Consider the following 24,064-nt stretch of genomic DNA (forward strand, 5'->3'; position numbering starts at 1 on the left):
CCCTTCCTACTTCTTCTCTACGAACGACAGATCGCCGATTGCCGGCTTGTCGTCGAGCTCGAACTTGTCGCCCAAATGCTTCTTCAGGATCTTCTGAAGCTCACCGGTGTCGTACAGCGACTCCAGCGCCTCATTGATGGCCTCACGGCTGGCATCATCACCCTTGGGCAGGCCGATGCCGTAGTACTCATTGGTCCAGTAGGAACCATCGGGGTTGCGCAGCTCGACCACGCGGAAGTCGTCGCCGAAGCGCTCCTTGTAGCGCTGGGCGAAGCCCGCGAGAATAGTTGCATCGGTAGTCAGGGCATCGACGACACCCTGCTTCACACCTTCCGCGCACGCGGCGTAGGTATCGAACTCCTGCAGCTGCACCTCCGGTAGAGCGTCCTTGACTTTCTGCGCTGGGGTGGAGCCGGATACAGAACACAGGCGAGTGCCCGGGGCGACGTCGTCAAGCCCCTGGATACCCTCGGAACCGCGCACCAACAGTGCCTGGTGCGTGACCAGGTACGGGCCGGCGAAGTCGACGGCAGCCAGGCGGCCAGCGTTGATGGAGTAGGTGGCGGCGATCATGTTGACCTCGCCGTTGTTAATCAGCGTCTCGCGCTGAGCGGACGGGGTCTCGCGCCACTCCATCTCGGGCACATCCCAACCGTTCTTGTTGGCGATGTACTCAATGACGTAGCGGGAAACATCGTTGTCGACGCCCGCGAACTCACGGTCCGGAGTGCGCTCACCGAGGCCCGGCTGGTCAAACTTCGTACCCAGCGTCACGTGCCCGGCTTCGATATCGGCCAGCAGGTTTCGGGGTCCGCCGCTACCGCAGGCCGCGAGGCTCATCGTCGTGGCAACAGCTACGACAGCCGCCGCAACTCGCTTGCCGACGACACCTCGGCGGCCCTGGTTGCGACTGCGTCCCCGGCCTCCTCGTAATAGTGAAAGCTTCATGGTGACCAGCCCCGCCTAGTGTCCGACGATCTTGGCCAAGAAGTCCTTGGCGCGATCGCTCTGCGGGTTGGTGAAGAAGGTCTCCGGGTCGGTGTCTTCGACAATCGCACCGTCGGCCATGAACAGGATGCGGTCGGCCACGCGGCGGGCGAAGCTCATCTCGTGGGTGACACAGACCATGGTCATGCCGCCCTTGGCCAGGTCGGTCATGACATCGAGGACCTCGTTGATCATTTCCGGGTCGAGCGCGGAGGTGGGCTCGTCGAAAAGCATGACCTTCGGGTCCATGGCCAGGGCGCGTGCGATGGCGACGCGCTGCTGCTGACCGCCGGAGAGCTGCGCCGGGTACTTGTCAGCCTGTTCCGCAATGCCGACACGGGCGAGCAGCTTGTCCGCACGCTCGCGGGCCTCGGCTTTGGAGATCTTGCGGACCTTCAGTGGGGCCAACGTGACATTGTCGCGAATGGTCATGTGGCTGAAGAGGTTGAACTGCTGGAAGACCATGCCGACCTCAGCGCGCAGGCGGGTGAGTTCCTTACCTTCTTCGGGAAGGAGCTTGCCGTTGATGCGAATTTCGCCGCTGTCGATGGTTTCCAGGCGGTTGATGGTTCGGCACAGTGTGGATTTACCAGAGCCGGAGGGGCCGAGGATAACTACGACCTGGCCAGCTGGGATTTCCAGGTTGATGTCGCGCAAAGCGTGGTAATCGCCGTAGTGCTTGTTCACCTCGGCAATCGAAATCATGCTCTGTGGTGTGGATGATTCAGTCATGGGGGAAAGTATAGGTGACTCACGACACATAACTGCTATCGGTGTTCCTTGTCCGATATTCACCTGTAAAAAGTGACTGCACACCAATTAGTTCTAAAGATCCACGCGATGGCGCTGCGCAACAGGCTTGCGGCCATGTACGAACCAGTAGAAAACGGCCGCGAGAACCACCACAACCGCCAGGCCTGCGTACATCTTGTCGAAGCCAATCGTGGCAGCTACCGAGCCCAACACGATTGGGCCGAGGCCGATGCCTGCATCGACAAGCAAGAGCAGCGTAGAGATACCCGTGCCCAACTTGTGCGCCGGCGCCAGGTGTACGGAGATGGTCTGGCACGCCGGCATCAGCGTGCCGTAGCCCAGGCCGCAGAGCGCGCCAGCGGCGATGACGTGCCAGTCAGAGGTTGCGAAAGCCAGAACAAGGAGCGAGATGGTGAAGCACACCAGGCCGATGGCAATTACCGGGTTGTCGCCGCGGCGATCCTGTAGGCGTCCCAGCGAGAAGCGTGCTGCCATCATCGCCACCGCATAGGCGATGAAGAAGAAGCTGGCGCCCCTAGTCAGGCCGCCCAGCTGAGAGTATCGGTTCAAAAACGTAATCACGCCCGCATACGCCAGGCCGATGAGCAGCATGAACAGGCCGATCGGCACCACTCTCGGCGTCATGATGTCATCGAAGGAAAATGTGCGCTTCGTCTCGCTTGCCGACGAATCCTCGGTGACCTCGGCCTTGGTTTCCGCAGTGGTGGGCCCGTTGTGTTGTGGCAGAACGAGTGCTAGCACCAGTCCGACAATGGACAGGCCGAGGGCTGTGGCAAAGAGGACGCTGTAGCCGACCGAGCCAATAAGGGCTAGGCCGAGAGCTGGGCCAATCGCGGTGGCCAGGGTGGTGCCGAGCGAGATATAGCCAGTTCCCTCTGCGCGGCGCGAAGCCGGAATAGCGGTCTGGGCGGCGGCCATCACGGCGGTGGAAGCTAATGCGTAGGTCAGGCCGTGGATGATGCGGATTGCAATCAGGACCGGCAGGGATGCGGCCCAAATGTAGGCGGCACAGGCTGCCACGATGACAGCGAGCGAGCCAAGCATGATTCTGCGACCACCGAAGGTGTCCACCAAGTAGCCGGAAAAGAGTCGCGCGATGGTGGCGCCGACCACGAAAGAACTGGCAGCGAAGCCACCGGCGGCATCTGAGGCGGAGAAGCGCTGGACGGCGTAGAGCGCCATGACCGTGATTGAAAGGTAGAACACCAGGTACATGCTGAAGTTAATCAGCCAGCTGATGATGAACGCGGGGGAGAAGAGCTTGTCTTGCCCGTGCTGCTCGTCCTGCTCGTTCTGTCTGCGCCTGTTCTGCGTGGTCGTATGCGTTGTCATGCTGAAAATACGGTCTCTTTTCTCGTTTGAAAACGATCGTGGAATTAGTGCTGTGGCAAAACTGCTTCCCGGCATTTGTATTATGCAAAAATGCAGTTAGGGGTCGAATTATAACAATTGATTTGTATGATGCAAACGCGCTTTTTCGGCCTTAACCCCATCCGCGGCGCGCTAGAATAGGAGCTGTTCAGCAAACAGATACATCCCGCAGGCCCATTAAAGGGCCGACATATAGGCGACAAGAGGATTGACTGCCATCGTGCGAAACGACGACCTAGCCGCGCTCGTTTACGAGAACATGCTGCTATCTCGGGTGAGCTCCAGTGGCTACCGACCACATCGCAAGGGCATCCTGTTGGATCGCTCCGCCGCAGCACTACTGGCACGACTGGAAGCGCAGCCGGATATGACAGTCGCTGAGCTTTCCGATGCGCTGGGGCTGGACATTTCTACGGTGCACCGCCAGCTGGCCGCCGCCATGCGGCAGGGGTATATCGCGAAGAGGTCCGCGCCGTCGTCAAGCGCGAAGGTGCATAGCGCGACCGACAAGGGGCTAGAGCTGCTGCACCGGGAAATCGAGGCGCGTAAGAAAACCGTCGATGACATTACGCATGACTGGGAGGACTCGGAGCTCGTGGAGTTCGTGCGATTGATGCGCAAATTCAACGAAGGCGTGGAAGAAATGCGTGGTCACCCATGGCCTAGATAACCGCGGATGCCGGGGTCATGGAATACTTGAGGGCGTGGCTGAGAAAAAGAAGATTGCAAACGTCCTTGCTAACCGATACGCCTCTGCGACTCTGGCGGAGTTGTGGAGCCCTGAGTACAAGATCATCCTCGAGCGCAAGCTCTGGATTGCAGTTTTGAAGGCCCAGGTCGCCCGCGGAATTGAGGTTCCGGAGGGCACTATCGAGGCGTATGAGAAGGTCATCGACCAAGTTGACCTCGACTCCATTGCCGCCCGTGAGCGTATTACTCGCCACGATGTGAAGGCCCGCATTGAAGAGTTCTGTGAACTGGCTGGCACCGAGCACATTCACAAGGGAATGACCTCACGAGACCTGACTGAAAACGTCGAGCAGCTGCAGGTTCTGCAGTCGCTGAAGGTCGTGCGTGACAAGGCCGTTGCCGTTGCCGCCCGCACTGCTGAGAAGGCCTCCGAGTACCAGTCGCTGGTCATGGCGGGTCGTTCCCACAACGTCGCCGCGCAGGCAACTACTTTGGGCAAGCGCTTCGCCTCCGCTGCGGACGAGATGCTGCTGGGCATCGAGCGCGTAGAAGACCTGATTTCCCGCTACCCACTGCGCGGCATCAAGGGCCCGATGGGTACCGCCCAGGACATGCTGGATCTGCTTGACGGTGACGAGTCCGCACTGGCCTCCCTGGAAAACGAAATCGCTGAAGGCCTCGGCTTCGACCGCGTCTTTGACTCCGTTGGTCAGGTTTACCCGCGCACCCTCGACTTCGACGCTCTGTCCGCACTGGTCGAGCTGGGTGCAGGCCCGGCATCGCTGGCCACCACCATCCGCCTGATGGCCGGTAATGAGACCGTCACCGAGGGATTCAAGGAAGGCCAGGTCGGCTCTTCCGCCATGCCGCACAAGATGAACGCCCGCTCCTGTGAGCGCGTCCACGGTTTCCAGGTCATTCTGCGTGGTTACATGACCATGCTCTCCGAGTACGCCGGTACTCAGTGGAACGAGGGCGACGTTTCCTGCTCTGTGGTCCGCCGCGTTGCACTGCCGGATGCCTTCTTCGCCATGGACGGTATGTTCGAAACCTTCCTCACCGTCCTGTCCGAGTTCGGTGCATTCCCGGCCATGATTGACCGTGAGCTGGAGCGCTACCTGCCGTTCCTGGCTTCCACCAAGATTCTCATGGCAGCCGTTCGCGCTGGTATGGGCCGCGAGGAAGCCCACGAGATCATCAAGGAGCACGCCGTCGCCACCGCACTGGATATGCGCGAAAAGGGCGCTGAGCAGAATCTCACTGAACGTCTCGCTGCAGATGAGCGTTTCCCGCTGGATGCCGCAGGGCTTGTCGACGCTCTGGCGAACCGCCACGCGTTCATCGGTGCCGCGGAATCCCAGGTTGACCGCGTAGTTGCACGTGTGCAGGCTGTCGTGGACAAGTACCCAGAGGCCGCGGCCTACAAGCCGGGCGAGATTCTGTAGCTTCGCGAGCGTCACGCGCGAAACGCGTAAACGCAAAAACGTAAAGACGTAAGGTCCCTTGAAAAACTCTGTCACGTTGGTGGCAGAGTTTTTCTTTGTTTGTTGGCGAAACCACCAGTGAGCAGCCAACTTCCTCGGTACGATGAGCGGTAAGTATCGAAACCTCTACGCGAAAGGTGCCCGACGTGACATCGGCTGTTAGGACTTCGCTTTCTCGCCCAGGTGCCACATTGAATGTGCTGCGCTGGGTTCCAGAAAATGACAAGGGCGCGCCCGTTACTCCTAAGGGAGTGGTGCAGATTGTCCACGGCATGGTCGAGTACGCCAACCGCTACGCCAAGTTCGCCGAGTACCTCGTATCCCAGGGCTATGCCGTCGTCGCGCACGACCATCGCGGCCACGGTATGACCAAGACAGATGCTGGCATCCCGGGCTACTTCGCTGACTACGGTGGCTGGAACTTGATTCTCGAAGACCTCCACGCGGTGCGCCAGTATGTTGATGCTGAATTCCCAGGCAGCAAGCACTATATTCTCGGCCACTCCATGGGGTCGCTTCTGACTCGTAACTACATCGCCAAGTACGGCGAAGGGCTCACCGGCGTCATTATCATGGGTACTGTGTCGTGGCCAGGGGCTAAGGGCGACGCGGGAATGAAGGTGGCAAACCTGCTGGCTAAGATTCGTCCTACCGCGCCGGGCAAGCTGCTCAACACTCTCACCTTTGCTGATTACAACAAGGGCTTTGAGCGCCGCACTAAGTTTGATTGGCTCACCCGCGACCACAAGGTTGTTGATGCTTATATTGCGGACGACAAGTGTGGTTTCGTTCCCACCAATGCCTTTTTCCGCGACCTTCTCGTCGGCACGCACTACGCGAACTCGCCTGAAGCCTATGAGAAAGCGCCTGATGAGCTGCCGCTTTTCGTGGTTTCCGGTGCCGTTGATCCGGCGGGTGGCGCTGCCTGTGTGACTGAGGTCGTGGGCAAATACCTGAACGCGGGCAAGAAGGACGTGCGCTTTAAGGTCTATCCGGATGGTCGCCATGAGATTCTCAACGAGTTGAATAAGGAAGAGGTCTACTCCGACATTGTGGCGTGGTTGGAGTCCCGCTAGGGGGAGCTGGTTAATAGACAAAAAGTATGCCCGTTCGGCGGGTCGACCGGTGGGCATCTTTTGCTACTTATCCCAATGCGAGTTACTGACTGCGTTTATGTCAGCGGCGGCAGGGCGATGCAAGTTACTGACTGCGTTTATGACAAAAATGGCCTGAAAAATTGCCTGAAAGTGTCATAAACTCATACAGTTTCACATTTGCAGCCCGTAATCATATTTGGCGCCCGTAATTTTTGGGGTCTGCCCAGTCATTATCTTGAGAATCAGACATACTTTTGTCATGTAACGTTCTTTTTACGCTTGAAGATTTACGCTTGAAGAAAAGGAACCGACCACATGATCAGAAGAAGACAACTCTCAGCGGTCGTGCTCACCATCTCCATGCTGCTGGTGCTCGTAGGCTCTTTTGCGGGAATCACAACAGGGCGTGCACAGGCGCAAGAGGCCGCGAGTACTATCTCGCCAACCATGGTGATCCTGGATGCTTCAGGGTCAATGCTTGCCGACGACGCGGGCGGCCAGACCCGAATGGAGGCAGCGAAGACTGCCACGAGTAAGTTCGCGGGATCGGTGTCAGAGGACTCCGAAATTGGGTTCATGGTCTACGGCACGGAAGTTGGCAATTCGCCGGAGGAGCGGGAAGCTGGCTGTCAGGACATCACCACGCTGCTGCCCGTGCAGGCGGGTAACTCGGCGAAGATTCCTGCTGAAGTAGGAAAGGTCCAAGCCTCCGGCCACACCCCGATGGGGCCTGCGCTGCGTCAGGCTGCCGATGAGTTGCCGAAAGAAGGGCAACGTTCGATTGTGTTGGTCTCCGATGGTGAGGACACCTGTGCTCCGCCACCGGTGTGCGAGGTAGCCAAGGAACTCAAGCAGCAGGGCATTGACCTGGTCATCAACACAGTTGGTTTCCTTGTTGATGCAGGTGCACGTGCTGAACTGGAGTGCATTGCTGAGGCCACTGGCGGTGAGTACCTGGACGCCCAGGACTCCGATTCGCTGGCTGAGTCCATGAAGACGCTGGCGACCCGCACCGCACGCACCGCGCAGTCCAGCGCGCAAGAGATACAGGGCGGCGACGCTCCTACGAGCGCTACCAAGGTGCCTGCCGACGTGGAAACGTTCTCGACCAAGCTGCGGGAAAAGACTCCTGAGTCCGAGCGCAGCATCGGTAATCAGGAAGGCGACGGTGCTGAGTACTTCTCCGTCCCGGTTGCTGAGGGAGAGCGGCTTGCAATTAGTGCGGCTACCGTGCCGGGAGCGTCGTCAGGCGCGACGTTGATGGACCTAGATGTTCGTAACTTCGCGCTCACTATGCATTTGGATGACAGCAGTTGCTTCCTGGCCAATGATTTCGGCAATGGCATCATCGACTCCAATGGCCCCTTTTTCGCATCGATAACAACCAAGCAGTCCGGGGGAGCTGAGGGGGACTGTAAGCCGGGCAATGTGGTGTTCTCCGTGGCTCGGAAAGGCGGCTCCTTCGAGGGCCAGGACATTCCTGCAGAAGTAACCATCAAGCGTTTCGCCAACGAAAACCTGATTGATGTGCCGGAGGCGTTCCCGTCCGACAAGGAGAGCTTGAACCCTCCGCCCGCGACACCGGAAGCAGATCAGGCTAAGAAGGTCACCCCAGGTTCGTGGTTCGATGACGCCACGGAACTTACTGCCGACAACATCAGCAGCGTCACGGCCGACATTGTTCCTGGTGAGACGCACGTGTACAAGATCAAGTCCGAGTATGGGCAGCAGCTCCGCGGCGCCGTCAAACTCATTGACGCCCCAGAAGCGGACAAGCTTGCACAGATCTCCGGCCTGGATATCAAGACGCTGAACTCGGCACGCCAGCTCGCCGGCAGCGAGGAAAACCGTCCGGCCAATGAACACCAGATCGGTGAAGAGACTACATTTGGTAACTCGGCCCGGATTAACTATCGCAATCGGATCGGCGAAGATAGTGAAAAGTCGGGCGATTACGAGGCTGAAAGAGCCTGGTTGGATGGCGACCAGTACATCGTTGTCTTCTTCAACAACAGCTGGGGTGCCGGTCAATCCCACGATGTCGCGGGTGTTCAAAACGTCCCGGTGACTTACCAGCTGACCACGGAGTTGGTCGGCGAGAAGATTCCGGGCCCAGCTTTTGAACAGGTCGCGCACAAGTCGCCAAGTAGCGAGGCCCCGACTAGTAGCCAGCAGAATCCGAAGGGCACCGAAGAAAACGAGGATGACGGCTCTTCCAACATGATGTGGTTCTCTATTGGTGCAGTTCTGTTAGCCGTCGTCGGCGCAGCAATCGCGTTGACCCGTAAGTAACGCTAGAGCGTCCAGTACACGCCGAATCGGTCAGGCTTGACGACGGCTTCCGTGCCCTCGGCAACCTCAGCGCCTGTTAGGCCAAGCGCTTGGCAGGCGCTTTCGACCTCTTCGGCCGAATCGCTGGAGAGGCGCATCGCCACACCGTCGCCGAAGGTGAAATTGTGCATGCCCGGCGAGTCGAGCGTCATGAAATTCCCTGACCCGAAAAGCCGGTTGTATACCTCGGTGGCGGCGGCAGCCTGTGGTTCGTCGCCTGTCCACATGAAGTAGGGAATAACGGCGGGATTCGCTGTCTTTGCGGCAGCGTCCGTGCTTGCAGCCCCGCTGGTTAAGGAATCAATCATCAGTTGCCAGTTGACCCCATTGCCGTCGACCAACCAGCCAAAGAGCGGCGAGAAATCGTAGCTGGTCAGGGGCATGAGCGTAGCACCACCGCTGATGGTTTCATCACCCGCCATCAGATGCTCCCACAGTCTGCGCAGCTGGTTTTCCTGACCAGGGGCAAATCGCACCATAAAAGACACAGCGGGGGTTAATCGGCGGTTCCCGTTCTCAATGAGTTCAAAGTCCATCCCGCCGATGGTGAGCGTGGTGGAGTTGGGCTTGATGTTGGAGTGAAAACCTTCGGCGTAAAACCGCGCAGCGGCGCGGGGGTCGTCGTTAAGCGCGATCACGGCCGAGATAGAAACAGTCATGAAAATGAGCCTAACGACGAGCGCCTAACCGCGCAGAGAACGCAGCGTTTGATCCTAGTCAGTGAAGAATCTTCATACGGCGATATCCCCAGTAACGCTGCGCTGATTAGGGGATTTCAGTTAGTGGCGTGGGCTCTGCTCGCGAACTAGGTCTGCAAATCTGTTGATGTAGTCGCGAACAAAGTCCTCAGTGCTTGACGACGTGAATTCTCCTTGTTCGTCAATGAGTGTTGGCGATTGTCCCAGGAAGACCTCTGGCTGACCGAGCATCGGCATGTCGAAGTACGACAGCGCGAGTCGCAAGTTCTTCTGAGAGCTATAACCGCCCATACGGCCGACGGAGTGGCTGATAATTCCCGCGGGCAGGTTCTTCCATGCCACATCACCGTTGGGCTTAGATCCGATGTCAACGGCATTCTTCAGAGCTGCAGGAATTGTGCGGTTGTTTTCTGGGGTGACAAATAGGATGCCATCGCTGGCTTTAATGGTTTCCCGGAAACTGGTGTATTCCGCGGGAGTCGCAATATCGGACACTGCGGGGTCGTCGTAGTCGAAGTTGTAGAGAGGGAGGTCACGAATCTCGACGATGTCGACTTTGAAGTCATCGGGGAAGTACGTGGCTGCCTTGAGTGCAATCTTTCGTGCATAGGAGGCTCGACGCAAGCTTCCTACCAGGATAGAAATCTGTGCAGTCATGCGAATGTTCCTTTCTTAGGATGTATGGGGAAAGACGTGGATTTAGAAATCCCAGTCTTCATCTGCGGTGTCTTCGGCTTTTCCGATGACATATGCGGAGCCGGAACCGGAGAAAAAGTCGTGGTTTTCATCTGACCCCGGGGTGAGGGCGGCGAGAATTTCGGGCTTGAAGGCGGTCTCTTCATGGTTAAACCGCTGCGGGTATCCCAAGTTCATGAGCGCTTTGTTGGCGTTGTATCGAATGAAGTTGGCAACGTCGTCGTAGAGCCCGAGTGGTTGGTATAGGGCTTCGGAGTACCTCAGTTCGAGCTGGTATAGATCATCGAGAAGTTCGAAGACGAAAGCCTTCATCTGCGTTTGCGTGGCGGTGTCGTAGGTTTCTACGCCTCGCTGGAATTTGTAGCCGGAGTAATAGCCGTGAACAGCTTTGTCACGCAGAATCAGGCGCACCATGTCGGCGGTATTGGTCAGGATGCCACGTGATGCGAAGTGCAGCGGGAGGTAGAAGCCGGCGTAGAGCGAGAAGGACGAAAGAAGCGTTGCTGCCGCCTTTCGCTTGAGTGGAACGTCGCCGTAATAGTGTTTGAGCACAGCTTTTGACCGAGCCTGCAGGATGTCATTGGCGACTGCCCATTGGTAGGCAGCGTCGATGTCAGGGGTATTGGATAGCGTAGAAAATACTGAAGAATAAGACTTTGCATGCACTGCTTGCATGAAAGCGATATTCGTGTAGACGGCCTCTTCATGTTCGGTGCGGGCATCTTGAATTTGGGAAATCTCCCCGACAGACGCCTGGACTGTGTCGAGCATGGTCAGTCCGGTGAAGACCTTCATGGTCAGCTCGCGTTCTAGATCGGTGAGACGTCGCCAGTCTGCAAGGTCATTGGACAGCGGAACTTTTTCGGGCAGCCAAAAATTTGCTGTTAGGCGATTCCACACTTCGAGATCTTTGTCATCTTGCACTCGGTTCCAGTTGATTGGCCGAAGGCGGGCAGCTGGGTCCTTTCGAAAAGACGGTGGCGTAGTTGAATAGCTGTAGATGTTCAAGAAGTAGCGCTCCTCCAGAATTTTTCCAGGCCCTCTTTGACGTTCTCCACATCGTGGTCTGTCCCCAGTAGCTCATAGTGGTATAGCTCCGGAACCTGGCATTTTGCAGAAATGATGGCTCCGGCTATGCAAAAGTCGGTGCCGAAATTTGTGTTGCCCGAGGTGATGACACCGCGGATGAAACTCCTGTTGGTTTCGTCGTTGAGAAAAGCGATGACTTGCTTAGGTACCGCGCGGCGCCGACATCCGCCACCATAAGTCGGTGTGATCAGGACAAATGGGCTGCAAACGCGAATCATTCCGTCTTTTCGCGGATGTAACGGGATGCGTGCTGCTGGTTGAGCCAGCTTTTGGACGAACCGGTGAGTGTTTTCAGAAGCACTGGAGAAGTACACGATTCGGGGTGACTCCTCCGGTGGGAGTTCCGTGAAAGTCAGCGGCGTCTTCGATGATGAAGACACTCGATTACCTCCTATGTTCAATGGATTGAACATAAAATAGAGGAGTGAATGGGGTGTCAACAAGGCGTTGCCTACATGCGGTTGAAAAGTGCTTAGTCACGCAATTGCGAAGTAAAGCCGCGACTCTTCATTAACGGCGGAAAAACCCAGCAGCTGATCTTCAAGGCGGGAAAGTGGCGGGGTTGCCGGCCGGGGGGAGAGGGAGGAGGTGGTGTCTCTCGGAGGGGGCTCCAGTCGTGCCCCGGGCAAAAGCACAACAGGGAAACAAAACCGCCGCGCTTTGGAAAGGCCCAGTCGATGAGGAGACTGGTTTTCCAAAGCGCGGCGTTTTCTACAGCGCTTTCGCATCAACTACTTCAGCGGACGAACACTTCCGGTGAAGTGCGGACGCTTCTTCTTGCGATCCCACGCGACAATGTTGACTGCGCGGCCGATGTTGGAGCTGCCCTCAGTCAGGTTGTGAGCAGCACCTGCACCGTCACCGGTGTGGGTGAGTGCGACATTGATGGTGGTCGGCAGAACGACCGGCGCACCGAAGGAAATCTGGAACTCGTACGACTGACCCGGCAGAACCTGTGCCTCAGCCAGCGCGCGGGAGGCGGTGTACATGCCGTGTGCAATCGCTGCTGGCATGCCCAGAGCCTTCGCGGAGACAGAGGTGATGTGAATCGGGTTCCAGTCACCGGAAACCTTGGCCCACTTGCGGCCGGTGTTGCCAGCCAGCTTCCACTGAGCGGTGGGGAAGGGAACCTTGAACTGCTCGCGTTTGATGGTCTCGGCGCCGGACTTGATGGCCTCACGCTGTGCCTGGACCTCTTCGAAGCCCTCGGCATCCTTCAGGCGAACGCCCTTGGCCAGATACACCGACTGCTCCTCGACCAAGGTGGCGCCGGATGTGGACGATGTAACAGTTGACTCCAGAACAACCTCAGTGCCCGAGCGGTGAGCGCGGAATGCGGCAACCTTCACCGCGATATCAACTTTGCCACCGAGTGTGACAGGCGAGATTTCGCGGTAGGTGTTCTCGGTGTGGACCAGGCCCATCATCGGCAGCGGGAAATCATCCGCAGCCATTAGCTCCATCTGGATGGGCATGATTAGGGCGTGGATGTGGCCGAAGAAAGCCTGTTCAGACTTCGGGGCGCCAACGACGTCGCGGAAGTCCTGGTCACGGTCGGCATCGACAGTGACGCCCTTGACCACTAGTTCATCGACCTTGATTTCGGTGGAGTTCGGGCGTTTCTTCGCCGAACCAGCAGCTGCCTTGGCGTAGAGCGGAACCAGATTGGGAATGGCATCCAGGGTCTTAGCCATAAGTTTTCCTCTTTCCTCCTTATCGGGAGCCTATGCGGAAGCCGCGACTTCGCTTAGGCGCCGACGATGTTCTGACCGCAGACGCGCAGGACGTGACCATTGACGCCGAGAGCGCGGTCGGAGACCAGGAAGGCGATTGCCTGGGCGACATCGCCCGGCTGGCCACCCTGCTGCAGCGAGTTCACGCGTCGAGCAACCTGGCGGTTGACGAACGGAATAGCAGCGGTCATGTCGGTCTCGATGAAGCCCGGAGCAACAGCGTTGATGTTGCCGCCGCGCTTAGCAAACTCCTCAGCGTAAGCCTCGACCATTGCGATAACGCCGGCCTTGGAGGTGGCGTAGTTGGTCTGGCCGCGGTTACCTGCGATACCGGAGGTGGAAGCCATGGTGGCAATACGCGGAGCCTTCTCGAAGGCCTTGTGGTTCAGCAGCTGCTCGTTCATCTTCAGCTGAGACTCGATGTTGACGGCGATGACCGAGCCCCACTTGGCGTCGTCCATGTTGGCGAACATCTTGTCGCGGGTGATGCCTGCGTTGTGGATGACGATGTCCAGGCGACCGTAGCGGGCCACAGCGGCATCGGCAATGGCGTTGCCGGCGTCGTCGGCAGTGATGTCCTGCTGCAGAGCCAGGCCACCGAGCTCGTTGGCAACCTTGGACAGAGCCTCGCCCGCCTGTGGAACGTCGATGACGATGACCTCTGCGCCGTCAGCCTTGAGCTGGCGAGCGATAGCGGCACCGATACCACGGGCGGAACCGGTGACAGCGGCAACCTTGCCAGCCAGCGGCTTATCCCAGTCGGACGGGATCTCGCCCGCGTCGGAGGTGACGCGGAGGAACTGGCCGTCGATGAAGGCCGAGCGGCCGGAGAGGAAGAAGTGCAGGGAGGAAATCACGGATGGCGCGGTGACCGAGACCCCCGGAGCAACGAGGATGCCGTTGGCGGTGGAGCCGCCACGAACCTCGTGGCCGAGGGAGCGAATCAGGCCCTCGATACCACCGGCGACAGCGTTCTCAGCGATCTCGGCCGGGGTTGCGTTGTGGTGAGCATCCTTGGCGCGGGAGACGGTGACGATGCGACCACCCTTGTCCAGCTTGCGCATGTGCTTTGCAGCAGCGAGCACTGGGCCCTGCAGCTCTGCCGGACGCTTGGCCTCAGTGGCGACGAGGACAATGGCACCAATCTTGTCGTCAGCGGCGTTGCCACGACGGACCTGCAGACCCCACTCAGCCAGCTGAGCTGCAACTGCGTCTGCATCTGCACCCTCGCCGGTGACGAGCACCTTGTCGTTGTTCAGCAGCGGACCGCCCGGCTTGTGGCGGCGCAGGAACGGTGGCTGCGGCAGGCCAGCGGCCTTAGCCAGTCCAGTGAGCGGACCACCGTTGACGAGTTCCTGGTACTTATCGGTCATGGAAAATTCTCCTTGAAAGTAAAAGTGTCTTTATCGGTGGTGCGCTTTTAGACGCGAGCCTCGAGAACTGCGACAACACCCTGGCCGCCCGCAGCACAAACGGAGATCAGGCCGCGAGTGGTCTTGCCGGTCTCGTCTGCCTTCTGGCGCAGCATCTTGGCGAGGGCTGCCACAATGCGGCCGCCGGTAGCGGCGAATGGGTGGCCGGCTGCCAGAGAAGAGCCCTTGACGTTGAGCTTCTCGCGCGGGATGGAGCCCAGCGGGCCTTCCAGTCCGAGCTTGGTGCGGCAGAACTCCTCGTCCTCCCATGCCTTCATGGTGGACAGGACAGTGCCGGCGAAGGCCTCGTGGATCTCGAAGAAGTCGAAGTCGTCGAAGGTCCAGCCGTTGCGGGCCAGCAGGCGCGGGGTGGCGTAAGCCGGAGCCATCAGCAGGCCCTCGTCGCCGTGGACGAAGTCAACTGCGGCCGCCTCGGAATCGACGACGTCGGCAAGCATCGGCAGACCGCGCTCAGCGGCCCACTCCGGGGTGGAGACGAGGACGGCGGAGGCGCCGTCGGTAAGCGGAGTGGAGTTACCGGCGGTCATGGTCGGCTCTGCTTCCAGGCCGCGGCCGAAGACTGGCTTGAGCTTGGCCAGCTTCTCCGGGGTGGAGTCCGGGCGCATGTTGGTGTCGCGGGAAACGCCCTTGTACGGGGTGACGAGGTCAGTGAAGAAGCCCTCGTCGTAAGCGTTTGCCATGTTCTGGTGGGAAGCGGCGGCGAGCTCGTCCTGCTCGGCGCGGGTAACGCCCCACTTGGCGGTGGTGATTGCCTGGTGCTCACCCATGGACAGGCCAGTGCGTGGCTCGCCGGTCGACGGAGTGTCTGGAGCCAGGTCGGACGGACGAGCCTTCAGGAAGACCTTTGCCATGTCCAGAGTGGACTTCTGGCGGCTGGCCTCCAGCAGGATCTTGCGCAGACGGTCGTTGACAGCAATCGGAGCGTCGGAGGTGGTGTCCACGCCGCCGGCGATGGCGGAGTCAATCTGGCCCAGCTTGATCATGTTGGAGACAGAGTTGAGGGCTTCCATGCCGGTGGCACATGCCATCTGAATGTCGAAAGCCGGGGTGTCCGGCGCCAGTGCGGAGCCGAGGACACACTCACGGGTGAGGTTAAAGTCACGGGAGTGCTTCAGTACAGCGCCGGCGGAGACTGCGCCGAGGCGCTCGCCGCCGATACCGAAGCGAGCGACGAGACCGTCGATTGCGGCGGTCAGCATGTCCTGGTTCGACTCGTTAGCGTATTCCTTGTTAGAACGAGCGAACGGAATGCGGTTACCACCGACGACGACTGCGCGGCGCAGAGAGTTATTGTTGGCCTGAGCTGCCATGTGATTGTTCCCTTCAAAATCCTTGAAGTGTGACGTGAATTACTAAATTTAGACAATACTGGTATCGGTGTTTTCTGTCACGTTTTTAGAAATATTTTTGTCCAGTCATCTACCGAGCGGGGGAGGTGAGAGGCAAACACCGTCGTCCACCTGTGAAAAATTCGATGGGCAGCACTCCGAAATCTCAAAAGTTTTCCCGCTTGACGACGGTAATTGCGTCAATCCCCACTAGTTGGGGTGGCGGCCGGAGGTATCAATAGAGTGCAAAGGCGTATAGGGGTTTAGACTTTATCGCCATGCGACCTGAACTTTCCTCGTATAACCATCTTTCCGCGGGCAAGGTCCGGGAAATCTACGAGATTGACCCTGAGACTCTGCTGCTTGTGGTCAGTGACCGTATTTCTGCCTTCGACCACATTCTGGAGACCCCGATTCCTGACAAGGGTCGAGTGCTCACCGCGATGAGCGTGTTCTTCTTCGATGAGATTGACTTCCCGAACCACATGGCTGGCCCGGCTGACGATGAGCGCATTCCGGAGGAGTGCCTAGGTCGTGCGCTGGTGTGCAAGAAGCTGGACATGCTGCCATTCGAGTGCGTCGCACGTGGCTACCTGACAGGCTCTGGCCTGGTCGAGTACAAGGAAAACGGCACTGTCTGTGGCATTGAGCTGCCAGAGGGCCTCGTCGAGGGCTCCAAGTTGCCAGAACCGATTTTTACCCCGGCCACCAAGGCTGAGCTGGGCGAGCACGACGAGAATGTCTCCTTCGACGCCGTTGTGGAGTCCCTGGGGCAGAAGCGCGCCGAAGAGCTTCGCGATGCCACCCTGCGCATCTACTCCCAGGCTGCTGAACTGGCTGCTAAGCGCGGCATCATCCTGGCCGACACCAAGTTTGAGTTCGGCCTCGACTCCGACGGCAACCTGGTGCTGGCCGACGAGGTTCTCACCCCGGACTCCTCCCGCTACTGGCCAGCCGACTCCTACCAGGAGGGTTCGGTTAACCCGAGCTTCGACAAGCAGTACGTCCGAAACTGGCTGACCTGCTCCAAGTCCGGCTGGAAGAAGGGCGAGGGCACTCCGCCGCCGGCGCTGCCGGGTAGTGTTGTGGAAGCAACTCGCGAGCGGTACGTCGAGGCCTACGAACGACTGTCGGGCCGCCGCTTCTCGGACTGGATTGGAGAACCTGCGTGAGCGAAGTGACCTTGGACTCGGCATCCGTCGGCAAGCCTGCAAAAAAGGATTTGCCCGCACCCCGTGCACAACGGAAGCCGGTGACTCGGTCCTTCCACGGAAGGGACTTCACCGATAACTTCGAGTGGCTCCGCGATAAGGAAAACTCCGAGGTTATCGACTACCTAGAGGCTGAAAATGCCTATACGGAGGCTTTTACCTCCGATCTTGACGGCACCGCGGACGCGATTTTTAAGGAGATCAAGTCGCGCGTGCAGGAGACCGACATGTCGGTCCCAACTCGCCTTAACGGCTGGTGGTACTACTCGCGCACGCAGGAGGGCAAGTCCTACGGGATGAGCTGTCGCGTGCGTGCGGAGGCCGGTGACGGTCTTGCCGCGTGGACGCCGCCGACCATCGCCGACGATGCCCCAGCACCAGGAGAACAGGTCATCCTGGATGCCAACGAGCTGGCCGAAGGCCATGATTTCTTCGCCCTCGGCGCAGCGAGCGTCTCCGCGGACGGCAATCTGCTGGCCTATTCCACCGACGTCACAGGCGACGAACGCTACACGCTGCGCGTAAAGGATCTGCGCACGGGTGAACTGCTTGATGACGAAATTGCGGGCATCGCCGCAGGTGCTACCTGGGTCGGCTCCGAGTGGATCTTCTACCAGAAGGTCGACGAAGCCTGGCGGCCGGATTCCGTGTGGCGTCACCGCGTGGGCACCTCCACCGAGGATGATGTCTGTGTCTTCCATGAGCCCGATGAGGCCTACTGGGTTGGAGTCGGCACGGTACGCAGCGAAAAGTACCTGATTATTGAGAGCTCCTCGAAGATTACTTCCGAGGTTTGGTACCTGGACGCCAGTGACCCGACCGGTGAGTTCACCTGCGTGCGCCCGCGTGAGGCCGGTGTTGAATACGACATCGATCACGCCGTCATTAGTGGCCGGGATATGTGGCTGATTACACACAATATGACTGGTTCGAACTTCGCACTGGCCATGGTGCCGGCGGGGTCTTTCGACAGCATTTCGGATCTCACTGAGCTGGTTCCGCACCGCGATGACGTCCGCGTTGAGGGCGTCGACTGCTTCGCTGGGCACATCGCGTTTGGTTACCGTCGTGGCGGTATTGGCCGTGTGGCGCTGGCGGTATTGGGTCAGGATGAGGATGGTGCTGGCTCCGCTGGTGATGCCTCTGATACAAGCCATGCTGCTGCTCCAGTGCCAGCGTCCGCTGTGAACTTCGTCGAGCTCGACTTCGACGAAGAGCTCTACTCTGCAGGCACTACCGGCAATGCTGAATGGGACACCCCGGTGTTGCGCTACGCTTACGGCTCCTTCACCACGCCGTCGCAGCTTTGGCAGATTGATATTGCCTCGGGCAAGCGGGTGCTGCTCAAGGAGCAGAAGATTCGCGGGAAGTTTAATCGCGGTGATTACGTCGCCAAGCGTGAATGGGTGAGTGCAGCCGACGGTGCCCAGATTCCGGTATCGATTATCCACCGCGCGGACCTGGACCTGAGCAAGCCGAATCCGACGCTGCTCTACGGCTACGGTTCCTATGAAGCCTCGATGGATCCTGGCTTTTCCATCGCGCGACTGTCGCTGCTGGATCGTGGGATGATTTTTGTCATTGCACACGTCCGCGGTGGTGGCGAAATGGGCCGCGGCTGGTGGGAGAACGGTCGCGCAACCACGAAGAAGAACACATTCACTGACTTCGTCGCCGTCGCTGACTACCTGCTGGATTCTGGGTGGACCACACGCGAGCAGCTGGTAGCACTCGGCGGTTCGGCGGGCGGCATGCTGATGGGCGTGGTCGCGAACATTGCTGGCGATAGGTTCGCGGGCATTCAGGCCGTGGTCCCGTTTGTCGACTGCCTGACATCCATGCTGATGCCAGAGCTGCCGCTGACCGTGGTGGAGTGGGATGAGTGGGGCGATCCCTACCACGACCCGGAGGTCTACGACTACATGGCCTCCTACGCGCCGTACGAGAACATCTCGGCCGATGCGAAGTACCCGAAGATTCTCGCGATTACTAGTTTGAACGACACCCGCGTGCTCTACGTGGAGCCGGCAAAGTGGATCGCCAAGCTGCGCGAGGTTGTCGGAGGCCAGCCGGGGCAGTTCCTGCTCAAGACCGAGATGTCCGCAGGTCATGGTGGTGTTTCCGGTCGTTACGAACGCTGGCGTCAGACTGCCTTCGAGTACGCCTGGATTGTCCACACTGCTGGTGCGGTGGAGTAACGGCATGGATATGCGCACGCTGCTGTCCGCGCAGGGTTTTGACACCGATTCGCTTTCCGACGATCAGTTGGCCGTCTACCACACCCTTTTTCGGCGGCGGGATGTGCGCCGCGAATTCGCCGGAGAAGTGGTGGACAGGGAGCGATTGATGCGCGTGTTGGCGGCGGCCCATGCAGCCCCGTCGGTGGGGCTGTCCCAACCGTGGGACTTTCATATCATTCAGAATCCGGACCGCCTGCAGCAGTTTGCCGACCACGTAGCCGGACGTCGCGCTGAATTCGCGGCCAAGCTCGAAGGCGAGCGGCGTGAGACCTTCAATCCGATTCAGATTGAAGGAATCGTGGACTCGGGAACGGGCATCGTCGTCACCTATGACCCGACCCGTGGCGGCAAGAACATTCTCGGCCGCGACACCGTCGATGACACCGGCCTCATGTCAGTCGCGCTGGCTATTCAGAATCTGTGGCTGGCTGCTACGGCAGAGGGGCTCGGCGTCGGCTGGGTCAGTTTCTACCATGAGGATTTCCTGGCTGACTTTGTCGGTGTCGAGGCACCCGTGCGCCCGGTGGCCTGGCTGTGCATTGGTCCAGTAACGCACCTGGCCGAGGAGCGTGACTTGGAGAAGTTCGGTTGGCGCAAGGGACTGGCTCTCGATGAGGTTGTGCATTGGGGATAATCCGCGCTGCAGACGCACATTGATGTGCTGCGATGGCGCTTTTTGAACTCTTATTTGAAAGGCTTCTGAGTATTCTCCAAGCCTTGTCCTCTCCGTTACCAAAAATTTACATACGCCTGTTTTTGTTGAATCCATGGCAGGCAGTGGGGTGCAAGAACAGATTCGGACGACCGACCAGGTCATTCGTCCAGCGGGCAAAGAGCTCGTAACTGTTGACGGTGGTGTGGTCGGTTCGCCGCTTTTGGTGTCGGTGTCGGGTTTGCGCGATGGCACATTGCTCGACGTCGCTCGTTTCGTGGCAGCGATGGAACAGCGCGGTATTACACCGTCTCTGCTGGTAGCGCCGCATGCGGGTAAAAACTGGTCGTTGCGGGAAGCTCCGGCGGTGCTGGATTGGCTCCGCCGTCGTAGCGATGACGGCATCGAGATTGTTCTCGCGGGGTTCGATCAGTCAGTTCGAGGCCGAGGCGCGGAATTTGCGTCGTTAAGCGAACATGAAGCGCGTTTGCGCCTGACCGCCGCAACGCGCCAGATGCGTGCGATGGGTTTTGAGACGGACGTCTTTGCACCACCGAAGTGGACCATGTCGCCCGAGACCATGAACGTGCTGCCGGAGCTGGGCTTCCGAGTGGCAGCGGACCGAAATGGTGTCCGCGACCTGACCACTGGTGCTGTTGATCCGACTCGCGTGCTGGCTATCGGCGAGGGCTTCGGCGGCGCCGGTTGGTGGCGCCGTGCGGTGCGCTCCTCGGTGCAGCGCTCGCTGGAGAAGGGCCGCGCGGTGCGCATCTCCGTTAACGCTTCGAAACTGCGGGAGCACAAGCTGCGCCAGGATGTTGTCGGCATCATTGACCAGGCGGTCGATGGGGGTGCGCAGCCGGTCAACCACTCTTCGGTGCCGCTGGGCCGCGAGCTCTTTGAAGGCATGGAGCAGGTCGGCTAGTCGCTACCTCTGACGGCTATCGGGGGACTGCCCTAGTGTGGGGTTTATGAGCAATCTCTTCGACATCCCAGTGACCACCATCGACGGCAACGAAGCAACGATGAATGACTGGGCAGGCCACGTTCTGCTTATCGTCAACACCGCCTCGGAGTGCGGTTTCACGGATCAGTACGACGATCTGCAAGGACTTTTCGACGAATTCGCACCCCGTGGCTTCTTCGTCCTCGGCTTCCCCTGCAATCAGTTCGGTGGGCAAGAGCCCGGCAACGCCGAGGAAATCAAGCAGTTCTGCCAGCGCGAATTCGGCGTTACCTTCCCGCTCTTCCAAAAGACGAAGGTCAACGGCCATGGCGCGCACCCACTGTACAAGCTGTTGAAGGAAACCCCGGACGCCGACGGCGAGGCTGGGGATGTGAAGTGGAACTTCGAAAAGTTCGTTGTCTCGCCCGAGGGTGAGGTCATCGGCCGTTTCCGCTCCAAGGTCTCGCCTGACGACGATGCTCTGCGCGACCTCATCGAGGAAAACTTGCCTATTTAAACTTGGCTATTTGGTGGCGTCCAGCGGTGCCTGCTCGAAGTAGCCCGTGGCACCGTAGCCCACGATGCCACCTCGGTTGCGCAGGGTCATGCTAGCTAGACCGACCTTGCCAAGCTCATCGCCACCGATGGTGACCCAGTCACCCTGAACCGCGACAACCATGTTGGCGTGCACCCCAAGGCCTGCGGGGTAGCGGTAGAAAATGATGTCACCCACCTGAGGAGAGAAGTCCTTGTCGGTGACGAAAGCATCATGTGCCTTGTAGGCATCCATGAGCTGTTCGACATCCGTAACCAGCCATGGGTTCTCGGCTGCGGCAGCCGAATCCTCGGGCGTATCAAAGACCGGAACACCCGCGGACGCGAGCAGGAATGACAAGAATGGCGCAGTCCAGGAACCGGAGCAGTCGACCGTGTTGCCGAATGCGTCAAGGTTTGGATTCAGCTTCGCGGTCTGGTTCGCAGCTGTGGGTGCAGAACCCGGCCTGGTGGCAGCAGCGGCGGCGACGGCATCTGCATCAGCAGTTGGGTCTGCGTCTGAATTCGGGTGCTCGCCGACCTTGGGGATAACGCTGCGGATGTCGTCATCAGTAGCGCCACACGCCAGGCCGAAGTAAACCTCAGGGGAGGGCTGCTCCTCGTACTGATAGCGCGCAACATCCTTCAGAGCCTGCTGATAGTAAGGGCGGTCTGCCTCGGTGCGGGGGAACGTGCCACCACGCCACGCCAGAACATTGATAGGACCGAAGAGCGTGAACCACCCGGCGAAGAGGAATACCGCCGTCAGTACCAGGATGGAAACAGGCGGGATAGCGGCGCGAACACGTTGCAGCATGCTCGGTGAGGATGCGTTCTCCTGGCCGTCGTCAAGCGATGGTGAGGAAGACTCAGACCGTGCTGCGTGAGGCTGCTGTGCGGGCACAGGCGCGGGTGAATCGGTGGTCATATCTTCTCAGGATAGTAGGCGGCGCTGCGCTCGTCCTTGGCGAGTGCGTCTGAGCCGTACGTAATGGCCTAGTCTGCGGCTCCTGCTGCAGAAGAGGGCGTGCAGTTAAACTGTGGTTCATGACTTCACCCGACATGCGTAACGAGGCCGAGCACGACCCTCGTGAGGATCTGCCGAGCTTCCTGCGTGAGCCGGACAAAATAGACAAGCTTCTCTATGCATCGCTGATGCTGGTTGCCGTGTACGGCTTTGCAATCATCCCGTTCCGTGCGGTTTTGCTGCTCAAGTACACGTTCTTGCACACATGGCTGACAGGATCGAATCTGTCGGTGCTGATTCTCGCGTCGGAAAACGAGGACCGGCCGCTCTTCCTCTTCGCTGTTGTAGTGATTGCGGCGCTTTCGACAATCAAGTTCATGCCGTTCTTCTACTGGATGGGCAAGAAGTGGGGCACGGAATTCATAACGATGAGTTTCGGCGGACACCCACCGCGATGGTTTAAGAAGATGGAGAACTTCATCTATGAACGCATCGGGCTGAGTGTGCTGGCATCGTTTGTGCCATTCTCGCCGATTCCGGCCACGATTGTCGTGGCCATCGGTGGTATTGCGAAGGTGCGCGGCTGGGTAGTAGGCGTGTACCTCTTCTTCTGTGCCGCAATGCTCAAGTGCTTCTACCTGTACTTGGGCCTGAAGTTTGGCCCAAGCATCCAGGGCTCCCTGCAGACGATTGACCGGTACGTCACCTACATCACCTTCGCGCTGATTGGCTGGATGTTCCTATCCATCTGGTGGAAAAACAGGAAGCCGGGTAGCCAGGCGGCTTAATCCTGTTCGCGCTCAATCAGCGGCAGCGGGCTGTACTTGTCACGCAATGCCTTCAGTGACAGATCGTGAGCGTGCAGGCGCTTGTCCTCATCCGTCGTCGGCTGGAAGTGCGGTACCGGCTGCGGGTTGAAATCGTCATCAATTGCGACATACGTCATGGTCGAATGCAGTGCCTTGCGCAGGCCGCCGACACCCTTGCGGGGCTCACAGCAGTAGACCTGCACCGACAGGTGCATCGAGGTCGTGCCTGTACGCAGGATGCGTGCGCGCACCTCAACCAGGTCGCCAATGTGGATTGGGCTGTAGAAGCGAATACCACCTGCGTAGACAGAAATGGTCTGGCGCCCTGCCCAGTTGGTGGTAACTGCCGTCGCAGCCTCGTCGATCCACTCCATGGCGGTGCCGCCGTGGACGTTTCCGCCCCAGTTGACATCGGTCGGCTTTGCCAGGAAACGTGTGGTCAGTTCGGGTGCGGAAGAGTCCGCGGAGTAGGTCTGCGCGCGCATGCTGGCTTCGATGTCGCGGCGGAGCTCAAAACGGGAAAGAGCGGCTTTCTCAACGCGCTCTTCTTCCTCTGTTTGCGGCACCCACTTCGGCACCGGAGTCGACTTACCGTTTTCATCCATGGCTACGAAGATCACCAGGCAGTCAGCTGCGCGGGTGAACTTGCCCTCGCGCGGATCAGCCGAGAGCACCTCATTGACGATGTGCATGGAACTGCGGCCGGTATGCGCAATCTTGGAGCGCACCTCAACAATGTGGCCGCTGGGAATCGGGCGAGTGAAGTGAATGTGACCGAAGTACGCAGTCACGCAGTAGCGTCCCGACCAGCCGGTCGCGCAGGCGTAAGCGGCCTTGTCAATCCACTGCAACACACGGCCGCCGTGGACGGAATTGGTTCCGGCCATAATGACATCGGTCGGCGACGCCATAAAACGGAGTACAAGAGATGGTGACGCTGGAGCATGCACCTGTTCAGCTTTTTCAGTTGACTGCGTATCCATATATGAAAGCA

The 24,064-nt window shown here is 59.1% G+C and carries 22 protein-coding genes; 10 read left to right on the top strand and 12 right to left on the bottom strand.

Features of this window, described 5'->3' with window-relative positions; translation table 11 throughout:
• Nucleotides 1-6: 6 nt before the first annotated feature.
• The 3 genes from HMPREF2562_RS08380 to HMPREF2562_RS08390 form a co-directional block, all read right to left on the bottom strand.
• The gene (locus HMPREF2562_RS08380; protein WP_016421414.1) at nucleotides 7-948 is read right to left on the bottom strand and encodes a glutamate ABC transporter substrate-binding protein; all 942 of its coding nucleotides are present in this window, start codon (nucleotides 946-948) and stop codon (nucleotides 7-9) included.
• 15 nt (nucleotides 949-963) lie between these two features.
• Nucleotides 964-1,692: an amino acid ABC transporter ATP-binding protein gene (locus HMPREF2562_RS08385; protein ID WP_042388208.1), complete on the bottom strand. Its 729-nt coding sequence runs from the start codon at nucleotides 1,690-1,692 to the stop codon at nucleotides 964-966.
• A gap of 120 nt (nucleotides 1,693-1,812) precedes the next feature.
• Entirely contained in the window at nucleotides 1,813-3,093 is a 1,281-nt protein-coding gene (locus tag HMPREF2562_RS08390; RefSeq protein ID WP_070438806.1) for an MFS transporter, read from the bottom strand.
• Between the two features lie 259 nt (nucleotides 3,094-3,352).
• Between HMPREF2562_RS08390 and HMPREF2562_RS08395 the strand changes: the two genes are divergently transcribed.
• The 4 genes from HMPREF2562_RS08395 to HMPREF2562_RS08410 all read left to right on the top strand — a co-directional run bounded on the left by HMPREF2562_RS08395 (nucleotide 3,353) and on the right by HMPREF2562_RS08410 (nucleotide 8,695).
• Nucleotides 3,353-3,802, top strand: a complete 450-nt coding sequence (locus HMPREF2562_RS08395) for a MarR family winged helix-turn-helix transcriptional regulator (protein WP_070438830.1) — start codon at nucleotides 3,353-3,355, stop codon at nucleotides 3,800-3,802.
• A gap of 34 nt (nucleotides 3,803-3,836) precedes the next feature.
• Nucleotides 3,837-5,267, top strand: coding sequence for an adenylosuccinate lyase (purB, locus tag HMPREF2562_RS08400; RefSeq protein WP_070549871.1), 1,431 nt, complete (start codon nucleotides 3,837-3,839; stop codon nucleotides 5,265-5,267).
• Between the two features lie 185 nt (nucleotides 5,268-5,452).
• Nucleotides 5,453-6,382 carry an alpha/beta hydrolase gene (locus HMPREF2562_RS08405; protein ID WP_070549872.1) on the top strand — a complete coding sequence of 310 codons (930 nt, stop codon included), beginning with the start codon at nucleotides 5,453-5,455 and terminating at the stop codon, nucleotides 6,380-6,382.
• Between the two features lie 336 nt (nucleotides 6,383-6,718).
• Nucleotides 6,719-8,695 (top strand): vWA domain-containing protein, encoded by a 1,977-nt coding sequence (locus HMPREF2562_RS08410; RefSeq protein WP_016421407.1) that lies wholly within the window; start codon nucleotides 6,719-6,721, stop codon nucleotides 8,693-8,695.
• Between the two features lie 2 nt (nucleotides 8,696-8,697).
• On the opposite strand, the gene HMPREF2562_RS08415 is transcribed toward HMPREF2562_RS08410, so the two are convergent.
• The 7 genes from HMPREF2562_RS08415 to HMPREF2562_RS08445 all read right to left on the bottom strand — a co-directional run bounded on the left by HMPREF2562_RS08415 (nucleotide 8,698) and on the right by HMPREF2562_RS08445 (nucleotide 15,693).
• Nucleotides 8,698-9,393 carry a VOC family protein gene (locus tag HMPREF2562_RS08415; protein ID WP_049173075.1) on the bottom strand — a complete coding sequence of 232 codons (696 nt, stop codon included), beginning with the start codon at nucleotides 9,391-9,393 and terminating at the stop codon, nucleotides 8,698-8,700.
• Nucleotides 9,394-9,513: 120 nt separating this feature from the next.
• Entirely contained in the window at nucleotides 9,514-10,089 is a 576-nt protein-coding gene (locus tag HMPREF2562_RS08420) for an NADPH-dependent FMN reductase (protein WP_016421405.1), read from the bottom strand.
• Between the two features lie 42 nt (nucleotides 10,090-10,131).
• Nucleotides 10,132-11,136, bottom strand: coding sequence for a class 1b ribonucleoside-diphosphate reductase subunit beta (gene nrdF / locus HMPREF2562_RS08425; RefSeq protein WP_080971523.1), 1,005 nt, complete (start codon nucleotides 11,134-11,136; stop codon nucleotides 10,132-10,134).
• Nucleotides 11,133-11,597 carry a class Ib ribonucleoside-diphosphate reductase assembly flavoprotein NrdI gene (gene nrdI, locus HMPREF2562_RS08430; RefSeq protein WP_080971522.1) on the bottom strand — a complete coding sequence of 155 codons (465 nt, stop codon included), beginning with the start codon at nucleotides 11,595-11,597 and terminating at the stop codon, nucleotides 11,133-11,135. Before nrdI ends, nrdF begins: the two co-directional genes overlap by 4 nt.
• A gap of 351 nt (nucleotides 11,598-11,948) precedes the next feature.
• Nucleotides 11,949-12,911, bottom strand: coding sequence for a MaoC/PaaZ C-terminal domain-containing protein (locus tag HMPREF2562_RS08435; RefSeq protein ID WP_016421402.1), 963 nt, complete (start codon nucleotides 12,909-12,911; stop codon nucleotides 11,949-11,951).
• A gap of 53 nt (nucleotides 12,912-12,964) precedes the next feature.
• On the bottom strand, nucleotides 12,965-14,323 hold the full coding sequence (locus HMPREF2562_RS08440) for a 3-oxoacyl-ACP reductase (RefSeq protein ID WP_049173074.1): 1,359 nt from the start codon (nucleotides 14,321-14,323) through the stop codon (nucleotides 12,965-12,967).
• A gap of 47 nt (nucleotides 14,324-14,370) precedes the next feature.
• Entirely contained in the window at nucleotides 14,371-15,693 is a 1,323-nt protein-coding gene (locus tag HMPREF2562_RS08445) for an acetyl-CoA C-acetyltransferase (protein WP_070549873.1), read from the bottom strand.
• Nucleotides 15,694-15,989: 296 nt separating this feature from the next.
• Between HMPREF2562_RS08445 and HMPREF2562_RS08450 the strand changes: the two genes are divergently transcribed.
• The 5 genes from HMPREF2562_RS08450 (at nucleotide 15,990) to HMPREF2562_RS08470 (ending at nucleotide 21,277) form a co-directional block, all read left to right on the top strand.
• On the top strand, nucleotides 15,990-16,883 hold the full coding sequence (locus HMPREF2562_RS08450; RefSeq protein WP_070438796.1) for a phosphoribosylaminoimidazolesuccinocarboxamide synthase: 894 nt from the start codon (nucleotides 15,990-15,992) through the stop codon (nucleotides 16,881-16,883).
• Nucleotides 16,884-16,888: 5 nt separating this feature from the next.
• Complete coding sequence (locus HMPREF2562_RS08455; protein ID WP_370449653.1) at nucleotides 16,889-19,120, top strand: S9 family peptidase; 2,232 nt, start codon at nucleotides 16,889-16,891, stop codon at nucleotides 19,118-19,120.
• Between the two features lie 4 nt (nucleotides 19,121-19,124).
• Entirely contained in the window at nucleotides 19,125-19,796 is a 672-nt protein-coding gene (gene bluB / locus HMPREF2562_RS08460; protein ID WP_049173072.1) for a 5,6-dimethylbenzimidazole synthase, read from the top strand.
• 133 nt (nucleotides 19,797-19,929) lie between these two features.
• Complete coding sequence (locus HMPREF2562_RS08465) at nucleotides 19,930-20,739, top strand: polysaccharide deacetylase family protein (protein WP_222865562.1); 810 nt, start codon at nucleotides 19,930-19,932, stop codon at nucleotides 20,737-20,739.
• 46 nt (nucleotides 20,740-20,785) lie between these two features.
• Nucleotides 20,786-21,277, top strand: a complete 492-nt coding sequence (locus HMPREF2562_RS08470) for a glutathione peroxidase (protein WP_049173070.1) — start codon at nucleotides 20,786-20,788, stop codon at nucleotides 21,275-21,277.
• Between the two features lie 6 nt (nucleotides 21,278-21,283).
• Here HMPREF2562_RS08470 and HMPREF2562_RS08475 read toward each other — a convergent pair whose 3' ends face one another.
• Nucleotides 21,284-22,222, bottom strand: coding sequence for a hypothetical protein (locus HMPREF2562_RS08475; protein WP_224783816.1), 939 nt, complete (start codon nucleotides 22,220-22,222; stop codon nucleotides 21,284-21,286).
• Between the two features lie 119 nt (nucleotides 22,223-22,341).
• Here HMPREF2562_RS08475 and HMPREF2562_RS08480 point away from each other — a divergent pair, with 119 nt between their 5' ends.
• Complete coding sequence (locus HMPREF2562_RS08480) at nucleotides 22,342-23,049, top strand: hypothetical protein (RefSeq protein WP_049193818.1); 708 nt, start codon at nucleotides 22,342-22,344, stop codon at nucleotides 23,047-23,049.
• Here the strand turns inward: HMPREF2562_RS08480 and HMPREF2562_RS08485 are convergent.
• On the bottom strand, nucleotides 23,046-24,053 hold the full coding sequence (locus HMPREF2562_RS08485; RefSeq protein ID WP_016421392.1) for an acyl-CoA thioesterase: 1,008 nt from the start codon (nucleotides 24,051-24,053) through the stop codon (nucleotides 23,046-23,048). The genes HMPREF2562_RS08480 and HMPREF2562_RS08485 overlap by 4 nt on opposite strands.
• Nucleotides 24,054-24,064 lie beyond the last annotated feature (11 nt).

The sequence above is a fragment of the Corynebacterium sp. HMSC077G07 genome (assembly GCF_001809225.1).
In the GTDB taxonomy this organism is placed as follows: domain Bacteria; phylum Actinomycetota; class Actinomycetes; order Mycobacteriales; family Mycobacteriaceae; genus Corynebacterium; species Corynebacterium jeikeium_D.

What these genes read in the sequence shown, in the direction of transcription:
- HMPREF2562_RS08380 (WP_016421414.1), bottom strand. Translation starts at nt 948, where the DNA reads ATGAAGCTTTCACTATTACGAGGAGGCCGGGGACGCAGTCGCAACCAG.
- HMPREF2562_RS08385 (WP_042388208.1), bottom strand. Translation starts at nt 1,692, where the DNA reads ATGATTTCGATTGCCGAGGTGAACAAGCACTACGGCGATTACCACGCT.
- HMPREF2562_RS08390 (WP_070438806.1), bottom strand. Translation starts at nt 3,093, where the DNA reads ATGACAACGCATACGACCACGCAGAACAGGCGCAGACAGAACGAGCAG.
- HMPREF2562_RS08410 (WP_016421407.1), top strand. Translation starts at nt 6,719, where the DNA reads ATGATCAGAAGAAGACAACTCTCAGCGGTCGTGCTCACCATCTCCATG.
- HMPREF2562_RS08415 (WP_049173075.1), bottom strand. Translation starts at nt 9,393, where the DNA reads ATGACTGTTTCTATCTCGGCCGTGATCGCGCTTAACGACGACCCCCGC.
- HMPREF2562_RS08420 (WP_016421405.1), bottom strand. Translation starts at nt 10,089, where the DNA reads ATGACTGCACAGATTTCTATCCTGGTAGGAAGCTTGCGTCGAGCCTCC.
- HMPREF2562_RS08435 (WP_016421402.1), bottom strand. Translation starts at nt 12,911, where the DNA reads ATGGCTAAGACCCTGGATGCCATTCCCAATCTGGTTCCGCTCTACGCC.
- HMPREF2562_RS08440 (WP_049173074.1), bottom strand. Translation starts at nt 14,323, where the DNA reads ATGACCGATAAGTACCAGGAACTCGTCAACGGTGGTCCGCTCACTGGA.
- HMPREF2562_RS08445 (WP_070549873.1), bottom strand. Translation starts at nt 15,693, where the DNA reads ATGGCAGCTCAGGCCAACAATAACTCTCTGCGCCGCGCAGTCGTCGTC.
- HMPREF2562_RS08450 (WP_070438796.1), top strand. Translation starts at nt 15,990, where the DNA reads ATGCGACCTGAACTTTCCTCGTATAACCATCTTTCCGCGGGCAAGGTC.
- bluB (WP_049173072.1), top strand. Translation starts at nt 19,125, where the DNA reads ATGGATATGCGCACGCTGCTGTCCGCGCAGGGTTTTGACACCGATTCG.
- HMPREF2562_RS08465 (WP_222865562.1), top strand. Translation starts at nt 19,930, where the DNA reads ATGGCAGGCAGTGGGGTGCAAGAACAGATTCGGACGACCGACCAGGTC.
- HMPREF2562_RS08470 (WP_049173070.1), top strand. Translation starts at nt 20,786, where the DNA reads ATGAGCAATCTCTTCGACATCCCAGTGACCACCATCGACGGCAACGAA.
- HMPREF2562_RS08475 (WP_224783816.1), bottom strand. Translation starts at nt 22,222, where the DNA reads ATGACCACCGATTCACCCGCGCCTGTGCCCGCACAGCAGCCTCACGCA.
- HMPREF2562_RS08480 (WP_049193818.1), top strand. Translation starts at nt 22,342, where the DNA reads ATGACTTCACCCGACATGCGTAACGAGGCCGAGCACGACCCTCGTGAG.
- HMPREF2562_RS08485 (WP_016421392.1), bottom strand. Translation starts at nt 24,053, where the DNA reads ATGGATACGCAGTCAACTGAAAAAGCTGAACAGGTGCATGCTCCAGCG.